General features: G+C 44.3%; 16 protein-coding genes and 1 other annotated feature. Of the genes, 10 read left to right on the top strand and 6 right to left on the bottom strand.

Annotated features, from left to right (window positions below; genetic code table 11):
* The first annotated feature begins 303 nt into the window (after nt 1-303).
* The 4 genes from ACY3LV_RS10145 to motS all read left to right on the top strand — a co-directional run bounded on the left by ACY3LV_RS10145 (nt 304) and on the right by motS (nt 4,258).
* On the top strand, nt 304-1,380 hold the full coding sequence (locus ACY3LV_RS10145) for a bifunctional 3-deoxy-7-phosphoheptulonate synthase/chorismate mutase (RefSeq protein WP_003223454.1): 1,077 nt from the start codon (nt 304-306) through the stop codon (nt 1,378-1,380).
* A 273-nt stretch (nt 1,381-1,653) separates the two neighbouring features.
* Nucleotides 1,654-2,658 (top strand): catabolite control protein A, encoded by a 1,005-nt coding sequence (gene ccpA / locus ACY3LV_RS10150; protein WP_087992830.1) that lies wholly within the window; start codon nt 1,654-1,656, stop codon nt 2,656-2,658.
* Nucleotides 2,659-2,721: 63 nt separating this feature from the next.
* The gene (gene motP, locus ACY3LV_RS10155; RefSeq protein ID WP_148962354.1) at nt 2,722-3,540 is read left to right on the top strand and encodes a flagellar motor protein MotP; all 819 of its coding nucleotides are present in this window, start codon (nt 2,722-2,724) and stop codon (nt 3,538-3,540) included.
* The gene (gene motS, locus ACY3LV_RS10160) at nt 3,530-4,258 is read left to right on the top strand and encodes a flagellar motor protein MotS (RefSeq protein WP_464863730.1); all 729 of its coding nucleotides are present in this window, start codon (nt 3,530-3,532) and stop codon (nt 4,256-4,258) included. The genes motP and motS overlap by 11 nt, the downstream gene beginning before the upstream one ends.
* A gap of 11 nt (nt 4,259-4,269) precedes the next feature.
* Here motS and ACY3LV_RS10165 read toward each other — a convergent pair whose 3' ends face one another.
* Genes ACY3LV_RS10165 through acuA form a run of 3 tightly spaced genes read right to left on the bottom strand, consistent with a single transcriptional unit; the run spans nt 4,270 to nt 6,736 of the window.
* Nucleotides 4,270-5,436 (bottom strand): acetoin utilization protein AcuC, encoded by a 1,167-nt coding sequence (locus ACY3LV_RS10165; protein WP_148962352.1) that lies wholly within the window; start codon nt 5,434-5,436, stop codon nt 4,270-4,272.
* The gene (locus tag ACY3LV_RS10170) at nt 5,433-6,077 is read right to left on the bottom strand and encodes an acetoin utilization AcuB family protein (RefSeq protein WP_148962351.1); all 645 of its coding nucleotides are present in this window, start codon (nt 6,075-6,077) and stop codon (nt 5,433-5,435) included. The genes ACY3LV_RS10165 and ACY3LV_RS10170 overlap by 4 nt, the downstream gene beginning before the upstream one ends.
* A gap of 26 nt (nt 6,078-6,103) precedes the next feature.
* Nucleotides 6,104-6,736 carry an acetoin utilization protein acetyltransferase AcuA gene (gene acuA, locus ACY3LV_RS10175; protein ID WP_148962350.1) on the bottom strand — a complete coding sequence of 211 codons (633 nt, stop codon included), beginning with the start codon at nt 6,734-6,736 and terminating at the stop codon, nt 6,104-6,106.
* A 158-nt stretch (nt 6,737-6,894) separates the two neighbouring features.
* Between acuA and acsA the strand changes: the two genes are divergently transcribed.
* The 3 genes from acsA (at nt 6,895) to sr7p (ending at nt 10,491) form a co-directional block, all read left to right on the top strand.
* The gene (gene acsA / locus ACY3LV_RS10180; protein ID WP_148962349.1) at nt 6,895-8,613 is read left to right on the top strand and encodes an acetate--CoA ligase; all 1,719 of its coding nucleotides are present in this window, start codon (nt 6,895-6,897) and stop codon (nt 8,611-8,613) included.
* A gap of 54 nt (nt 8,614-8,667) precedes the next feature.
* Nucleotides 8,668-8,905, top strand: a binding site (T-box leader).
* A 49-nt stretch (nt 8,906-8,954) separates the two neighbouring features.
* Nucleotides 8,955-10,223 carry a tyrosine--tRNA ligase gene (gene tyrS, locus ACY3LV_RS10185; protein WP_087992822.1) on the top strand — a complete coding sequence of 423 codons (1,269 nt, stop codon included), beginning with the start codon at nt 8,955-8,957 and terminating at the stop codon, nt 10,221-10,223.
* A gap of 139 nt (nt 10,224-10,362) precedes the next feature.
* On the top strand, nt 10,363-10,491 hold the full coding sequence (gene sr7p / locus ACY3LV_RS10190) for a small protein SR7P (RefSeq protein WP_277986961.1): 129 nt from the start codon (nt 10,363-10,365) through the stop codon (nt 10,489-10,491).
* 21 nt (nt 10,492-10,512) lie between these two features.
* On the opposite strand, the gene rpsD is transcribed toward sr7p, so the two are convergent.
* Nucleotides 10,513-11,115 carry a 30S ribosomal protein S4 gene (rpsD, locus tag ACY3LV_RS10195; protein WP_087992458.1) on the bottom strand — a complete coding sequence of 201 codons (603 nt, stop codon included), beginning with the start codon at nt 11,113-11,115 and terminating at the stop codon, nt 10,513-10,515.
* A 294-nt stretch (nt 11,116-11,409) separates the two neighbouring features.
* Here rpsD and ACY3LV_RS10200 point away from each other — a divergent pair, with 294 nt between their 5' ends.
* Nucleotides 11,410-13,152, top strand: coding sequence for a diguanylate cyclase domain-containing protein (locus ACY3LV_RS10200; RefSeq protein WP_148962348.1), 1,743 nt, complete (start codon nt 11,410-11,412; stop codon nt 13,150-13,152).
* Nucleotides 13,153-13,189: 37 nt separating this feature from the next.
* Here ACY3LV_RS10200 and ACY3LV_RS10205 read toward each other — a convergent pair whose 3' ends face one another.
* Nucleotides 13,190-13,681: a GAF domain-containing protein gene (locus ACY3LV_RS10205; protein WP_087992455.1), complete on the bottom strand. Its 492-nt coding sequence runs from the start codon at nt 13,679-13,681 to the stop codon at nt 13,190-13,192.
* 126 nt (nt 13,682-13,807) lie between these two features.
* On the opposite strand from ACY3LV_RS10205, the gene refZ reads away from it, so the two are divergent.
* Nucleotides 13,808-14,431: a transcriptional regulator RefZ gene (refZ, locus tag ACY3LV_RS10210; protein ID WP_003223478.1), complete on the top strand. Its 624-nt coding sequence runs from the start codon at nt 13,808-13,810 to the stop codon at nt 14,429-14,431.
* Here refZ and hisJ read toward each other — a convergent pair.
* Nucleotides 14,424-15,233, bottom strand: a complete 810-nt coding sequence (hisJ, locus tag ACY3LV_RS10215) for a histidinol-phosphatase HisJ (protein WP_464863731.1) — start codon at nt 15,231-15,233, stop codon at nt 14,424-14,426. The genes refZ and hisJ overlap by 8 nt on opposite strands.
* 196 nt (nt 15,234-15,429) lie before the next feature.
* Between hisJ and ezrA the strand changes: the two genes are divergently transcribed.
* Nucleotides 15,430-17,133 (top strand): septation ring formation regulator EzrA, encoded by a 1,704-nt coding sequence (gene ezrA / locus ACY3LV_RS10220; RefSeq protein WP_333561489.1) that lies wholly within the window; start codon nt 15,430-15,432, stop codon nt 17,131-17,133.
* Nucleotides 17,134-17,203 lie beyond the last annotated feature (70 nt).

Below are 17,203 nucleotides of genomic sequence, written 5' to 3' on the forward strand. Positions count from 1 at the left end.
TCTAATGTCGGATAACAACGATCCGTTTTCAAACTTGAAGGTGTTTTTTATTTGTCTCATTTTATGGGGTCAGTCCCTCAATCTGGCGCTTTTTTTTTTTTTTTTGAAAAAACCCTTGAACATTGTTCTCACATGATGTAGGATAGCTTCATAGATCACTTTATCACTTAAAAGCGTTTGGGTAATAAAGAGGAATTTTTATAAAATTTTTTTTATTTCAGTATTTCCATTTGGAATTACTTATAGTAAGATGCATGATAACTACAAAATAAAAAATGAATGTGCAGGGAAAGGATGAAAAAAATGAGCAACACAGAGTTAGAGCTTTTAAGGCAGAAAGCAGACGAATTAAACCTACAAATTTTAAAATTAATCAACGAACGTGGAAATGTTGTAAAAGAGATCGGTAAAGCGAAGGAAGCACAGGGTGTAAATCGATTTGACCCTGTCAGAGAACGCACAATGTTAAACAATATCATTGAAAACAATGATGGTCCTTTCGAAAACTCCACCATCCAGCACATTTTTAAAGAGATATTCAAAGCCGGTTTAGAGCTCCAGGAAGAAGATCACAGCAAAGCGCTGCTTGTCTCGCGCAAGAAAAAACCTGAAGATACAATTGTAGATATCAAAGGTGAAAAAATCGGAGACGGCCAGCAAAGATTTATTGTCGGGCCATGTGCGGTAGAGAGCTACGAGCAGGTGGCTGAAGTGGCTGCAGCTGCGAAAAAACAAGGAATTAAAATTTTGCGCGGAGGAGCCTTTAAGCCTCGTACGAGCCCATACGATTTCCAAGGCCTTGGTGTTGAAGGCCTTCAAATTTTAAAACGTGTAGCGGACGAATTTGATCTGGCAGTGATCAGTGAAATCGTAACTCCGGCTCATATCGAAGAAGCGCTGGACTACATTGATGTGATTCAAATCGGAGCGCGCAACATGCAAAACTTTGAATTGCTGAAAGCGGCCGGAGCAGTGAAAAAGCCAGTGCTTCTGAAGCGCGGACTCGCTGCAACGATCTCTGAATTCATCAATGCCGCTGAATACATCATGTCACAAGGAAACGATCAAATCATTCTTTGTGAACGCGGTATCAGAACATATGAAACAGCAACGAGAAACACGCTGGATATTTCTGCTGTACCGATTTTGAAACAAGAAACGCATTTGCCTGTCTTTGTTGATGTGACGCATTCAACTGGCCGCCGCGACCTCTTGCTTCCGACAGCTAAAGCTGCTTTAGCGATCGGCGCAGACGGCGTAATGGCTGAGGTTCACCCTGATCCGTCAGTCGCACTTTCTGACTCTGCTCAGCAAATGGCGATTCCTGAATTCGAAAAATGGCTGAATGAACTGAAACCAATGGTGAAAGTCAACGCTTAGTAAACAATAAAAAGGCCGCGTCTGCGGCCTTTTTTTGTGTTTTCTCGTTTATTTAGTTATAAAATCCAAGTATACGTTTTCATCATCTATAAAAACGTGTATAATTTCATGAGAAGTATTTAAATTTGATGAATAATGAAAAATAATGTAAACTACTGACTTACGCTTACAAATCATAAACGACATAAATTTGGACATTATGACATTTCTCTACATAAAGTGTTTATGCTATAGATAAGGATAAGTGTATCCAGTAAAAGGAGTGGTTTTAGGATGAGCAATATTACGATCTACGACGTAGCAAGAGAAGCTAATGTAAGCATGGCAACTGTTTCCCGTGTCGTGAACGGCAACCCGAATGTAAAACCGACAACGCGGAAAAAAGTTTTGGAAGCCATTGACCGTCTCGGTTACCGTCCAAACGCGGTGGCAAGAGGACTGGCAAGCAAAAAAACAACAACAGTAGGAGTCATCATTCCCGATATCTCAAGCATTTTCTATTCAGAGCTTGCGCGCGGGATTGAAGATATCGCGACAATGTATAAGTACAACATCATTTTGAGCAACTCGGACCAAAACATGGAGAAAGAGCTGCACCTGTTAAACACAATGCTCGGCAAACAAGTGGACGGCATCGTGTTTATGGGCGGAAACATTACGGACGAGCATGTTGCGGAATTTAAGCGTTCCCCAGTGCCGATCGTACTTGCCGCTTCTGTAGAAGAGCAGGAGGAAACACCGTCAGTCGCGATCGATTACGAAGAGGCGATTTATGATGCAGTGAAGCTTTTGGTTGATAAAGGACATACAGACATCGCATTCGTTTCCGGACCAATGACAGAACCGATCAACCGCTCGAAAAAACTTCAAGGCTATAAACGTGCGCTTCAAGAAGCGAATCTTCCGTTTAATGAACAATTTGTTGCTGAAGGGGATTACACATACGATTCCGGACTTGAAGCGCTGCAGCATTTGATGAGCCTGGACAAAAAACCGACAGCCATTCTTTCTGCAACTGATGAAATGGCACTCGGCATTATCCATGCGGCTCAGGATCAAGGCTTATCCATTCCTGAGGATCTCGACATTATCGGCTTTGATAATACGAGATTAAGCCTAATGGTTCGTCCGCAGCTTTCAACAGTGGTTCAGCCGACATACGATATTGGCGCCGTTGCGATGAGACTGCTGACGAAGCTCATGAATAAAGAGCCGGTTGAAGAGCATATTGTCGAACTGCCGCACCGTATAGAGCTAAGGCAGTCAACCAAGTCATAAGAAAAACTAGAAAGCAAGCTTCACCTCTAAGGTGAATTCTTGCTTTTTTCATGGGGAGAAATGATGAAACGTTTTGATTATCTTACACCTGTTGGTTTTGTGTTAGGAACGATTATGATTGTGATCGGAATAATTTCGGGATCAGGAATAAGCGGTTTCCGCTCTTTTCTAGATCTGACCTCTTTCTTCATCGTTACAGGAGGGCTATGCGCCGCTGTTTTTATCAGTTTTCCGCCGAGAGAGCTGCGAAAAGCGCCCTCTGTGCTAAAGCAGGCATTTATCCGCCAGGAAGACAATGTGAAAGATCTCGTGAAAACCTTTGTCTCTCTTTCGGATCACGCGCGAAAACACGGGCTTTTATCATTGGATGATCAGGCCCGGGAAATCAAAGATCCATTCTTGAAAAAAGGGCTGCTTTTAGCAATTGATGGCTGGGATGAAGAAACGATTCGGCTCGTCATGGATTCAGAGATCGCGGCAATGGAGGAACGGCACCGCAAAGGACGGCGTGTTTTTGAAAAAGCGGGGGAATTCGCTCCGGCATGGGGAATGATCGGAACACTCGTCGGGCTCGTGCTGATGCTTAAAAACTTAAATGATCCGCACATGCTTGGACCGAATATGGCCGTTGCGCTTTTAACAACCTTATACGGTTCATTGCTGGCAAACATGGTGTTCAACCCGATTGCCGCCAAACTCGAAGAAAAAACAGAAAGTGAAATCTTCATCAAGCAAGTAATGGTGGAAGGCATTATCGGAATCCAATCCGGTAAAAACCCCCGTAATCTCGAAAGCCAGCTCGTCGTTTTCAGCTCCCGGGAAGAATGGCGGAAGCAGCCAAATCAAGTAAAAACAAAAAAGGGATCTATACATGAAGCTTAGAAGAGAACGGTTTGAAAGAAGGAAAGGAAGCGGGAAAAAAAGACAATCTTCATCCAGCTGGTTGGTCACCTTTTCGGATCTGATCACTTTGATCCTTGTGTTCTTTATTTTACTTTTTTCGATGTCCCAAATTGATCTGCAAAAATTTAAAGCGGCAGTCGAATCGATCCAAAAGGAAGGCGGCGGGATCCAGCCTGACCAAACGTCCATAGAAAAAAAGAACAGATCGCCAGCCAATGCAAAGAAGCAAAAGGATCAGCAGGATCAGCTTCTCAAGAAAGTAAATACATATATAAAAGACCATCACCTGAAGGCCCAAATGACAGCCAAACGGGATGAACGCGGTGTCGTGCTCGTTCTGCAGGAGTCTGTGCTGTTTGATTCAGGGGAGGCCAAGGTGCTGAAAAATGCTGAAACACTTCTTCACCAAATTGCCGTTCTTCTGAAAACCATTCCAAATGACATTCAGGTGGAGGGCCATACAGACAGCCGAAATATTGCGACATACCGATATCCGTCTAACTGGGAGCTGTCAGCAGCACGCGCAAGCGGAGTCATTCAATACTTCACATCAAAAGAGAAACTTCCCTCAACGCGCTTTATCGCTGTTGGTTATGCGGATACAAAACCTGTAAAGGATAACAAGACAAACGAACACATGAAGGAAAACCGGCGTGTGGAAATTGTTATCAAAAAATCAAAAACGACCTCTTCGTGAAGGTCGTTTTTTTACTTCGTTCTTTGCTGTTGCTCGGATCGTATTGCATATAATGCTTTGCTGACGGTTTGGGCATTTTTTTCTGTGATTTCAGGCTTGCGGGGAATCGGAGGATATAAATCGGCCGGATCGCTCCAACTGGACGGAAGGGTGACAGGGCAGTGTTTTTGCCATTTAGCGATCCATTCAGGAGGAATATCGTGTCCCGGATCAATGCCCTTCATTTCGAGCCATATTCTGGCCCAGGCGCGGGGCACTACACGCCATATATCATATCCTCCGCCTCCGACGGCAATCCATTTCCCTGCGCAATATTGATGCGCTAACGTGTGTGCAAGCCGCGGAATTTCTTCGTAGATGTTGATCGTTGCAGATAAATGCGTTAGCGGGTCATAGTAATGGGCATCGGCACCGTTTTGGCTGATAATCACATCCGGCTGAAAATAAGCGGCGACTTCGGAAGCTGCTGTCCGATAAGCTTCGAGAAAAGAATCATCCTCTGTGAAAGCGTCAAGCGGGATATTAAAGGAATAGCCATATCCCTTTCCGCTTCCTTTTTCCTGAATCTGGCCGGTTCCGGGGAATAAATACCTTCCTGTTTCATGGATAGACAGCGTGCATACGCCGGGGGTATCGTAAAACGTAAATTGCACACCGTCCCCGTGGTGGGCGTCCGTATCAATATAAAGCACTCTGGCTCTGTATTTTTTCTGGATATATTGAATCGCTACAGCACTGTCGTTGTAAATGCAAAATCCTGAAGCTCTTCCCCGAAATCCGTGATGAAGGCCTCCTCCAAGGTTGGCGGCATGCAGGGCTTGTCCTGACATCACCCAGTCTGCGGCCGTTAAGGTGCCGCCGACTAAGAGTGATGCCGCTTCGTGCATGCCGGCAAAGACAGGTGTATCTTCAGTGCCGAGCCCATAGCTTTCTCCTTCTTCAGCGGGAAGTTTACCGGCACCCGCAAGCTTTACCGCCTGAATGTAATCGTCCGTGTGGACAAGGGCAAGCTCCTCTTCTGTCGCGAGTCTTGGGCTGATAATGTCTCCATCATCAAAGGCATTGATCGTCTTGAGCAAATCATATGTTAACAGAACCCGCTGCTGATTAAATGGATGTTCCTGATGAAACATATAGGTTTGATAGGATGGAGAATAGATAAATACACTGTCTCTCATAGCAAATCCCTTTGCTCTGACGGCCAAACGACGTGGTGCCCATTTCTTTGTAATGCCTGCAAAAACGGCAGCGGATTCATCATTTTTACACGGAAGACAAGCACTTTCACACCGGAATCTTCATGCGGATAGACGAGCACACTCAATATTTTCACTTGGAGGTCTTGGCAAAGGCTGCTGATTTCCGCAAGACTTTTGGTGATGTCGTTTACTTTTATTTCAATTTGTGACCCCGGCTGGTCAGCGCCTGTCAATTTGACAAATGTCCGCAACAAATCGGTTTTTGTCAAAATGCCTATTAATTTTTGGTGCTGCACCACGGGCAGACAGCCGATGCCATGCTCGTAGAACACCGCAGAAATTTCTTCAACAAAATCAAGCGGGTGGGCGCACACGACATCTTTTTTCATAATTGAATCTACGCTTCGTGTGAGAAATCGGCTTCGTTTGCTTTCTTCAAAAATACTTGGGCTGGCCTGTTTCATGTCTCTGTCTGTAATCATGCCGATCACATGGCGGTCTTCATTTACAACAGGCAGATGCCTGATATGGAATTCCTTCAGTTTGCATATTGCTGTTTCAAGCGTATCCGTCTTCGTTAATGTAATGACATCCCTTTTCATGATCTGTTCAACAATCATTATTTTTTCCCCTTTGTCAGTGTCAGTTAATACATAAAGCGATGATAAAAACGGAGTCTGTCAAATTGTTCAATTGATTCTTGGCTGACGTTTTTTCCGATGCGTGCCATCAGACAATTTGCAGGGTGGGAGCTGATCTCTGGCTCATCCGTCGCAAACCAGGCCAATCCGCCTGCATTCATCATCTTCTCCATGAGCTTTCTGTATTCCCACACATCTTTTTTCATCCCTTTTAAATCCCAATGCCAGTAATATTCCGTCGTCATTACGATGTAGTTTTCCATTTGTTCATCCATCATACTGACGGTCAAAAGCGTCTTTCCGACAGAACATCCCCGATAGGCCGGCGCCACCTCGATGGCCCCGAGCTCAAGCAAATCCTCCATATTTCCTTCAGACCATCTTTCGAGAGGGTCAGGATATAAATACGTCACATAGCCGATAATGGTTCTGCCGTTTCTGGCAATGATAATACGCCCTTCGGGAAGGCCGGCAATGTCGACTAGCGCTTCATGCTGCTCGCGGGGCGGGCGAAATGCGGTTAAATCTGTATGAAACTCGTAACCTGCCAGATCCTCTGGAGAGACAGGCCCTTCTATCAGTAAGGAGCCGGTTGCTGTTTTGATGTTTGCTGAATGGTATGTTTTATGATGTTCCACTGATCCACCGTCCCATCAATTCTTATAAAAATACATGCTTCTTTAAGAATAACAAATTTTAAAGCGTTTTCAACATGGTTTATATTTTAAAAATTGAGAAGAATATGAATATATAATATAATAATTGTGACAACTTCAGCAAAGGGGGATGTTTGGGCATGAATTTGAAAGCGTTACCAGCAGTGGAAGGGGATTATCATTTAAAAAATTATGAAGAAACGTACCGGCATTTTGATTGGGCCGAGGCAGAGAAACATTTCTCCTGGCATGAGACAGGGAAACTGAATGCGGCGTATGAAGCGATTGACCGCCATGCCGAATCGTTTCGAAAAAACAAAGTAGCGCTTTATTATAAAGACGCAAACCGGGATGAAAAATACACATTTAAAGAAATGAAGGAAGAAACAAACAGGGCAGGGAATGTGCTGAAACGGCATGGAAATGTGGAAAAAGGGGACCGCGTTTTTATTTTTATGCCGAGATCACCCGAGCTATATTTTATTATGCTTGGCGCTATCAAAATTGGCGCCATCGCCGGGCCGCTGTTCGAAGCATTTATGGAGGGAGCGGTGAAAGACCGGCTTGAAAACAGCGAGGCGAAGGTAGTTGTCACGACGCCTGAGCTGCTGGAGAGAATACCGGCTGATACACTGCCTCACTTGCAGCATATATTCGTAGTCGGCGGAAAGGCTGAAAGCGGCGCAAACATCATCAATTACGATGAAGCAGCAAAACAGGAGGGCACAAGACTGGATATCGAATGGATGGACAAAAAAGACGGCTATCTGCTTCACTATACATCGGGTTCTACTGGAACGCCAAAGGGTGTGCTGCATGTCCATGAAGCGATGATTCAGCAATATCAGACAGGAAAGTGGGTCCTTGATTTAAAGGAGGAAGACATTTACTGGTGCACAGCAGATCCGGGCTGGGTGACAGGTACGGTATACGGCATTTTTGCACCATGGCTGAACGGAGCGACAAATGTCATCGTCGGCGGGCGTTTCAGCCCTGAAAGCTGGTATGGAACAATTGAACAGCTTGGCGTCAACGTCTGGTACAGCGCGCCGACCGCTTTTCGAATGCTGATGGGAGCGGGAGATGAGATGGCTGCGAAATATGATCTAACCTCACTCCGGCACGTGCTCAGTGTCGGTGAGCCGTTAAACCCGGAAGTCATCAGATGGGGGCATAAGGTTTTTAACAAACGAATCCATGATACATGGTGGATGACAGAAACGGGCAGCCAGCTCATCTGCAACTATCCTTGCATGGATATCAAACCGGGTTCAATGGGTAAGCCGATTCCCGGTGTGGAGGCGGCGATCGTTGACAATCAGGGCAATGAGCTTCCGCCGTACCGAATGGGCAATCTCGCCATTAAAAAGGGCTGGCCTTCCATGATGCATACCATTTGGAATAACCCTGAAAAGTACGAATCGTATTTCATGCCGGGCGGCTGGTATGTGTCCGGGGATTCTGCATACATGGATGATGAGGGATATTTCTGGTTCCAAGGAAGAGTCGATGACGTCATTATGACCTCTGGTGAGCGCGTCGGCCCATTTGAAGTGGAAAGCAAGCTTGTCGAACATCAGGCCATTGCAGAAGCAGGCGTGATCGGTAAGCCTGATCCGGTGCGGGGAGAAATCATTAAAGCCTTTATCGCACTCAGAGAAGGATATGAGCCGTCCGATAAACTGAAAGAAGAGATTCGCCTATTTGTAAAGCAGGGTCTTGCAGCCCATGCGGCTCCGCGTGAAATTGAATTTAAAGATAAGCTTCCGAAAACCCGAAGCGGAAAAATCATGAGACGGGTGCTGAAGGCATGGGAGCTTAACCTGCCGGCAGGAGATCTGTCAACGATGGAGGATTAAAAGGCGACGTTGACACGGGATTTTATTTATGTTAAAAATGATATAGCTTCATATGAAAAGGTAAAGATTGAGACAAGTAGACTATCCTTACGTTCCAGAGAGCTGATGGCCGGTGAAAATCAGCACAGACGGATATATCGAATACACTCATGAACCGCTTTTGCAAACAAAGCCGGCCAGGCTTTCAGTAGTGAAAGAACGGACCTGATCCGTTATCAGGCAAAGTGATAAGATGAATGTTTTGCGTTCTCTTATTAGTAGGGTGGTACCGCGATAATCAATCGTCCCTTCGTGTAAACGAAGGGGCGTTTTTTATTTTAATCAAAAAGGAGCTTTATCTTATGACAAACTTACTTGAAGACTTATCCTTCCGCGGATTGATTCAGCAAATGACGGATGAAGAAGGATTAAATAAACAGCTGAATGAAGAAAAAATCCGCCTGTACTCAGGCTTTGATCCGACAGCGGACAGCTTGCATATCGGACACTTGCTGCCTATTTTAACACTTCGCCGTTTTCAGCTTGAGGGCCATCATCCGATTGCACTTGTGGGCGGGGCGACGGGCCTCATCGGCGATCCGAGCGGAAAAAAAGCGGAGCGTACATTAAACACTGCTGACATCGTATCCGAATGGTCCCAAAGAATCAAAAACCAGCTGTCCAGATTTCTGGATTTTGATGCAGCAGAAAACCCTGCTGTCATCGCGAACAACTTTGACTGGATCGGCAAAATGAATGTGATCGACTTCCTTCGTGATGTCGGTAAAAACTTCGGTATCAATTACATGCTGGCAAAAGACACGGTCAGCTCAAGAATTGAATCCGGCATCTCATACACGGAATTCAGCTACATGATTCTTCAATCTTATGATTTCTTAAATCTGTACAGAGAGAAAAACTGTAAGCTGCAAATTGGCGGAAGCGATCAGTGGGGCAACATTACAGCGGGCCTTGAACTGATCAGAAAATCAGAAGAAGAAGGGGCAAAAGCGTTCGGCCTTACCATTCCGCTTGTCACAAAAGCAGACGGCACGAAGTTCGGAAAAACGGAAGGCGGCGCGATCTGGCTTGATAAGGAAAAGACATCGCCGTATGAATTTTATCAATTCTGGATCAACACAGATGACCGTGACGTTGTCAAATACTTAAAATACTTTACATTTCTATCAAAAGAAGAAATTGAAGCATACGCTGAGAAAACAGAAACAGCGCCAGAAAAGCGTGAAGCGCAAAAACGCCTCGCAGAAGAAGTGACAGCGCTCGTTCATGGACGTGAGGCGTTGGAGCAAGCCATCAACATATCCCAAGCGTTGTTCAGCGGCAATATTAAAGAGCTTTCTGCTCAGGACGTAAAAGTGGGCTTTAAGGATGTCCCGTCCATGGAAGCTGACAGCAGCCAAGAGCTTTCACTTGTAGATGTATTGGTGCAATCTACATTATCTCCTTCAAAACGCCAAGCCCGTGAAGACATTCAAAACGGAGCTGTTTACATTAACGGCGAACGCCAGACGGAAATCAATTATCTCTTATCTGCTGAAGACCGTATCGAAGGTCAATTTACTGTCCTGCGCCGTGGGAAGAAAAAATACTTTCTTGTGACGTATAAATAAAAAAAGGTCCTTTGCCGATATGGGCAAAGGATCTTTTTTTGGTTTATCGCATAGGAATGAAAGGAAAAGAGTATATTAGATAGGGCAAACACGACCAATCACCTCCCAAGCACCACCTTTTAAGAAAGGAGCGCTGACCATGAATCTCATGTGTACGATTGCAAAAGAAAGGCTCCAGCGGGATTATTGGGAGCATCAGACGCGAGATAGTGTTGGCCAGCAAGAGGCACCAGACGAAACAGACGATAAAAAAACCCCGACCGCATAGCGGCAGGGGTTTTTAAAACGATTAACGAGAGTAGAACTCAACGATAAGCGCTTCGTTAATTTCCGGAGCAAGTTCAGAACGCTCAGGAAGACGAGTGAATGTACCTTCAAGCTTTTCAGCGTCGAAAGTAAGGTATTCAGGAACGAAGTTGTTCACTTCTACAGATTCTTTGATGATAGAAAGGTTACTTGATTTTTCGCGAACACCGATTGTTTGACCAGGTTTTACTTGGTAAGACGGGATATCAACGCGGCTTCCGTCAACAAGAATATGACCATGGTTAACCAATTGGCGAGCTTGACGGCGAGTACGTGCTAAACCTAGCTTGTACACAACGTTATCAAGACGAGAATCTAAAAGAATCATGAAGTTTTCGCCGTGTTTACCAGTTAGTTTAGCAGCTTTGTCAAATAAAGTGCGGAATTGGCGTTCGTTTACACCGTACATGTGACGAAGCTTTTGCTTTTCTTGCAATTGCAAACCGTATTCTGATAATTTTTTACGTTGTCCTGGACCGTGTGGACCTGGAGCGTAAGGGCGTTTTTCTAATTCTTTTCCTGTACCGCTAAGAGAGATTCCTAGACGGCGGGACAGTTTCCAAGATGGACCTGTATAGCGAGCCATAATGTGACTCCTCCTTTGGTTTTATTTTTGTGGAAAATAAAAACCGTCTGCTCTATTCGACCATGTACATTTTGTTTTCATGTATCCTCGCTCCAGCAGCAGAGAGTTACACGATACACCTTATGAATAAGGAACAAAATGAAAACATAGAAGCTGAACAAAAAGGCTGCAATATTTCACACAAAGGTCATTATATAATTTATTTGATTTGAAGTCAACCATTCCTTCATTATTGCTTCGCCGTTTATGATATAATAAACAAAAATTAGTGGTAAACTTTCAGGTGATAAAAACATGGTAGAACAAACAAAAGAACAATTATCCGCCTTTCATTATCATATGCTCGATTTTTTATTAACCAAATCTGAAAAAGTCACTTTCACCGACTCTTTCATATGGCTGACTTCGGCTATTCAAACTTATTTTTCATCCCTATGTGTTTCGCTTACACCGACACCATCCGTCGGTTCTGCTTCAAAACAGGCGGATGATGAAGTTCGATTTTCCGCTTCGAAAATAAACGCCTCATCTTACCTGATTGAGGACACCGGCGGCAGGCGCTATCATCTGACATGCAGGCAGGATGTAGAGATACCTGAAGCGCTTCCCGACTTGGTTTCAACATTTTTAAACCAGTCAATGAAACAGGAAAAACTCTATATCAAAACGATCTATCAAAAAAAGATATACAAAATGACAGAGCTGTTCCATTCACTGCTTGATCAGACAGAAGTGCTGAAGCAGCTTTTAGAAAGCTTAACCGGCACGTTTTCTATGTTTGAGTTTTCTCTATATATATCGCACGATCAAGATCAATGTTTAGGTGTTCCTGCAAAAGAGCTGTATATGGAAGGGGAAAAATCCGATTCCTTTGCTCTCAAAGTGTATTTATCCGGGGATATTTTGCGGAAAAATGAATCTGCCGCTTATATTCCGATCAAAGGACAGCAGGGAACGTACGGGGTGTTGAAGGCTGAAGGAACGGGCGGCAGTTTTCTTAATGACGCCTATCTTGATGAAATGTCGCTGATAGCAAACGCGGCGGGAAAAGCGTTTGAAAACGCTCAGCTCTATGAGCAATCCAAAGCAAGCATCGCAAATTTGGAATTGATTAATGAAACGTCACGCCGCCTGAATCAGCGGCTGACACTGGCCGATACGATGAATGACCTGGCTGTGAGAATGGCAGAATCGTTTCAGGCGGAAGAAGTGGGTTTCTTTCATATAGACCATTTTGAAAACCTGACATTGCTCCCTGGCAGCACAGCGTTTTTTAAGGAAGCGAAGCCGTCTGAATTTTTTAATGAAATGAAAGAAAAGCTGTATGAAGGGGAAATAGGAGTTTTCATCGGAAATGGCCAGTCTGTTTTCGGAAAGGCCGGCTATGGCTCGCTGATGGCTGTTCCGATGATTGAGAATGACAGGCTTTTAGGTTTCGCGGTTTTATTGAAAGAGGAACTGTACGCTTTTACATTTGAAATGTACAAGCTGTTTCAGGCGCTGATTCGTCACGCAACTCTGGCTGTAACCAACTCAATGCTCCGCGACCGCCTTGAGCATCTCGTCAAAACAGATCAGCTGACTGAGCTGTATTCGAGGGTGTATTTAGATGAAAAAATTCAATACAGTATGAAGATCCACCAAAAGGGTGTTTTTATACTTGTTGATATTGATAATTTCAAGAATGTAAATGATACGTACGGCCATCAGACTGGGGACGAGATTTTAATTCAAGTCGCTTCGGTTATTAAAAACAACATCCGAAAGCATGATGTCGGCGCCCGCTGGGGAGGCGAGGAGCTGGCGATTTATTTGCCGAATGTGACGGTTGCGGCGGGAAAACGGATTACTGAGAGACTGGTTTATGCGGTCAGAAAAAACACGAAACCCGAGGTGACCATTTCATGCGGTATCTCCTGCTGGACGGCAAAAACAAGAAAGTCACTGAAAGAGCTTGTGCATGAGGCTGATGAAGCGCTCTACAGCGCGAAACGAAACGGAAAAAACCGTTTGATGATACATGAATCAATAAAATAACAAAAGCCCAAAACACTATTCGTTTTGGGCCTTTATATTACTGTGCTAACGCTTTTTCAAGCTTTTCGGCAAACTGTGATAAATACTTTTCGTCGATTTCGTCGAAACGGTTTTTCACTGGACTGTCGATGTCCAAGACGCCGACAACTTTTCCGCCTACATGAATCGGAAGCACAATTTCTGATTGAGACGCTGCATCGCAGGCGATATGTCCCGGAAACGCGTTTACATCCTCTATACGCTCCACTTTTCCGTTTGCATAGGCTGTGCCGCAAACGCCTCTGCCGAAAGGAATCCGAACACATGCCGGCAGACCTTGGAACGGTCCTAACACAAGCTGTCCATCCTCTTCTTTGGCAAAATAGAAACCCGCCCAGTTGACTTCAGGCAGCGAATGATACAGAAGCGCTGAGGCATTCGCATAGTTTGCGATTTGATCTGTTTCGTCTTCGGTCATGGCTTCGAGCTGTTTTAGCAGAAGCTGATAGTCTTTTTCTTTATCTCCAGATTGTTTTTCGACATGGAACATGGAAAACCCTCACTTTTTCTATAATATAAAACAAAGTTCCGGCTTTTCTGCCGGCATTTGTCGATAAGTTCTTACAGGAACAGCGGCCTTCTGCTTGAATTGTATCAAGAGGAAGGAGTGAGCCGAATGAAAGTAAGCACCAAAGACAAAATTATTGAATCTGCTGTCATGCTCTTTAACCAAAAAGGATTTTCTGGCACGTCTGTCCGAGAAATCGCAAAGTCAGCTGATGTAAATGTTGCGCACATCTCCTACTATTTTAAAGGCAAGGGAGGTTTGATGGAACACTTAGTTTCAGAGTTTTACGAAGGCTACAGTAAAACGCTTGAAACAGCGGCAGGCAATATCTCTTCTCAAAGCACGCAAGAACAGCTTCTTCAATTGGTTTTCGATATTTTATCCTATCAGCATAATCATCGTCAATTAACTCGTTTTGTCTACCGGGAAGTCACGATTGACTCCACGTTAATCAGAGAAATTATGTCGACATATTTAATGAAGGAAAAGTATATCTTCCAGCTGATCATTGAGGAAGGAGAAAAACAGCGTGAACATTTGACGCTGCCGCTGCCCCATTTTATTCTTCAATTAAAATCTCTCTTGATGATGCCCTATCTCCAGCCTCAATATATTTCAGAAGTGCTCTACATGCAGCCGCACGAGCCGTACTTTTATAAAATGTATTTTGAAGAAATCAAGATTTGGATCAGAAGCGTCTTCCGGACAGGGGACGTGGCGCTTATCAATTAGCCAGCTCCGCAAACGCTTCATATGCGTATCCGACATCTCCCGCTTGATGGGCATCAGACCCGAACACAAGCGGGATCTTCTTTTGCTTCGCTTCATTCATCATCCAATCCTCGAGATAAATGCCTCCTGCGTACGTTTTTCTTAAGCCGGAAGTATTGAAGTCGAGCTCCATTCCGTTTTCTGCAATGGCATCCAGACACTGAAAAACGATTCCGCGAATATGTTCAGACATGCTGTACGGAAACAGTTTGATGAATTTTTGGACGAGTGTGATGTGACCGACTCTTTTTGGCTTATAGCTGCCAAGAGATGATACAATGGAAGAATAGATGCTGCGGTAATACCGCTCGTATACAGCTTCGATGCTTCCGCAGGCTGAAATCAGCTCTTTAAAGGTATGCTCATCATAATCAAGGCACAGATAGGAAGAACCTGCGCGCAAAAAATGAACGGATATGATGCTGTCATCTAAATATGGCCCGTATGTGTCCAGTAATAATTTAATTTCATCTTCAAATTCAGCAATATAATCGACCTCAAGCCCTGTATGTATGGCAAGCTGCCCGCGATATTCTTTTTTTAATCCGGAAATGTCATCGATGTAGCGTTCCAAAGAGGCTTGCGCCATCGCGCTGTCTTTCTGGGGCGTCGGATCAGTAAAAGAGGGCGGCAATGGAGCGTGTTCGGTAAAAGTAATTGATTCAAAGCCTTTTTTTAAGGCTTCTTCTGCATATTGTCTGAGTGTGTCATTTGAGCCGTGAGGGCAAAATGGTGTGTGAATATGCCCGTCTCGCTTTTGCATTGGCGTCACCCCGTGAAAAAATAGTCAAATCCTGCCGATTTTGCACAAAAAGTTTTTGAATTCTGGTCAAAAAATGTTGGTTACATGGTATCATAATAACAATGAAAACGACAGTTTTTCTCAATACATATCCTGAAATCTTTCTGAATAAATAAAACACCCTGACAGATTAAGGTTAACAGCAAGGGGGCTCATTATGGAGTTTGTCATTGGATTATTAATTGTACTGCTTGCCCTGTTTGCGGCAGGCTACTTTTTCAGGAAAAAAATCTACGCTGATATTGACCGGCTGGAATCGTGGAAGATTGAAATTCTGAACCGGTCGATTGTGGAAGAAATGTCCAAAATTAAACATTTAAAAATGACGGGTCAGACAGAAGAGTTCTTTGAAAAGTGGCGTGAAGAATGGGATGAGATTGTCACAGCTCACATGCCGAAAGTTGAAGAGCTCCTTTATGATGCTGAGGAAAATGCAGACAAATACCGATTTAAAAAGGCCAATCAAGTGCTCGTTCATATCGACGACCTGCTGACCGCGGCGGAATCAAACATTGAAAAGATTCTGCGGGAAATCAGCGACCTTGTCACAAGTGAGGAAAAGAGCCGCGAAGAGATTGAACAGGTGAGAGAGCGCTACTCAAAATCGCGAAAAAACCTGCTGGCTTACAGCCACCTTTACGGGGAGCTTTATGACAGTCTTGAAAAGGATCTTGACGAAATTTGGAGCGGAATCAAACAATATGAAGAAGAAACAGAAGGCGGAAACTATATTACCGCACGAAAAGTGCTGCTTGAGCAGGACCGCAATCTTGAACGGCTTCAGTCATATATAGATGACGTGCCGAAGCTGCTGGCTGACTGCAAGCAGACGGTGCCCGGCCAGATTGCAAAGCTCAAGGACGGCTATCGCGAAATGAAAGAGAAAGGATATAAGCTTGAGCATATCCAGCTTGATAAGGAATTAGAAAATCTGTCAAATCAGTTGAAACGGGCGGAGCATGTCTTGATGACTGAGCTGGATATCGATGAAGCGTCCGCGATCCTGCAGCTCATAGACGAAAATATTCAATCTGTGTACCAGCAGCTGGAAGGTGAAGTCGAAGCCGGCCAATCTGTGCTAAGCAAAATGCCTGAATTGATCATTGCTTATGACAAGCTGAAAGAGGATGAAGAGCATACAAAGGCGGAAACTGAGCTGGTGAAGGAAAGCTACAGACTGACAGCCGGCGAGCTTGGCAAACAGCAGGCTTTTGAAAAGCGCCTTGATGAAATTGGCAAGCTGCTCTCCTCGGTTAAAGATAAGCTCGATGCAGAGCATGTCGCCTACTCACTCTTAGTAGAAGAAGTTGCTTCAATAGAGAAGCAGATTGAAGAAGTGAAAAAAGAGCATGCTGAATACCGTGAAAAGCTGCAAGCGCTGAGAAAAGAAGAGCTTCAAGCGAGAGAGACGCTCAGCAATTTGAAAAAAACAATTTCTGAGACAGCAAGACTGCTGAAGACAAGCAATATTCCAGGCATTCCGAGTCATATTCAAGAAATGCTGGAAAACGCGCATCATCACATTCAAGAAACAGTCAACCAACTAAACGATCTTCCATTAAATATGGAAGAAGCCGGAGCCCATTTGAAGCAAGCAGAAGAGATCGTCAACAGGGCAAGCCGGGATTCAGAGGAACTTGTCGAGCAGGTCATCCTCATTGAAAAAATCATTCAGTTTGGAAACCGGTTCAGGAGCCAGAATCATATTTTATCTGAACAGCTGAAAGAAGCGGAAAGACGTTTTTATGAATTTGATTACAGTGAAGCGTATGAAATTGCAGCATCCGCAGTTGAAAAAGCGGCTCCGGGTGCTGTTCAAAAAATAGAATCACAAAAGACTAAAGAGCATCAATATCAATAAAGTGTATACAAAAGGCCGAAGCATAAGTGCTTGGCCTTTTATATGTATTCAGAATATAAAAAAGCCTTTT

It is taken from the genome of Bacillus sp. 11C (genome assembly GCF_055486375.1).

Coding starts and splice junctions, on each gene's coding strand:
- ACY3LV_RS10200 (WP_148962348.1), top strand. CDS start 11,410: ATGGTAGAACAAACAAAAGAACAATTATCCGCCTTTCATTATCATATG.
- acsA (WP_148962349.1), top strand. CDS start 6,895: ATGAATTTGAAAGCGTTACCAGCAGTGGAAGGGGATTATCATTTAAAA.
- motS (WP_464863730.1), top strand. CDS start 3,530: ATGAAGCTTAGAAGAGAACGGTTTGAAAGAAGGAAAGGAAGCGGGAAA.
- ACY3LV_RS10165 (WP_148962352.1), bottom strand. CDS start 5,436: ATGAGAGACAGTGTATTTATCTATTCTCCATCCTATCAAACCTATATG.
- refZ (WP_003223478.1), top strand. CDS start 13,808: ATGAAAGTAAGCACCAAAGACAAAATTATTGAATCTGCTGTCATGCTC.
- sr7p (WP_277986961.1), top strand. CDS start 10,363: ATGAATCTCATGTGTACGATTGCAAAAGAAAGGCTCCAGCGGGATTAT.
- hisJ (WP_464863731.1), bottom strand. CDS start 15,233: ATGCAAAAGCGAGACGGGCATATTCACACACCATTTTGCCCTCACGGC.
- ccpA (WP_087992830.1), top strand. CDS start 1,654: ATGAGCAATATTACGATCTACGACGTAGCAAGAGAAGCTAATGTAAGC.
- ACY3LV_RS10145 (WP_003223454.1), top strand. CDS start 304: ATGAGCAACACAGAGTTAGAGCTTTTAAGGCAGAAAGCAGACGAATTA.
- ezrA (WP_333561489.1), top strand. CDS start 15,430: ATGGAGTTTGTCATTGGATTATTAATTGTACTGCTTGCCCTGTTTGCG.
- rpsD (WP_087992458.1), bottom strand. CDS start 11,115: ATGGCTCGCTATACAGGTCCATCTTGGAAACTGTCCCGCCGTCTAGGA.
- ACY3LV_RS10170 (WP_148962351.1), bottom strand. CDS start 6,077: ATGATTGTTGAACAGATCATGAAAAGGGATGTCATTACATTAACGAAG.
- ACY3LV_RS10205 (WP_087992455.1), bottom strand. CDS start 13,681: ATGTTCCATGTCGAAAAACAATCTGGAGATAAAGAAAAAGACTATCAG.
- motP (WP_148962354.1), top strand. CDS start 2,722: ATGAAACGTTTTGATTATCTTACACCTGTTGGTTTTGTGTTAGGAACG.
- tyrS (WP_087992822.1), top strand. CDS start 8,955: ATGACAAACTTACTTGAAGACTTATCCTTCCGCGGATTGATTCAGCAA.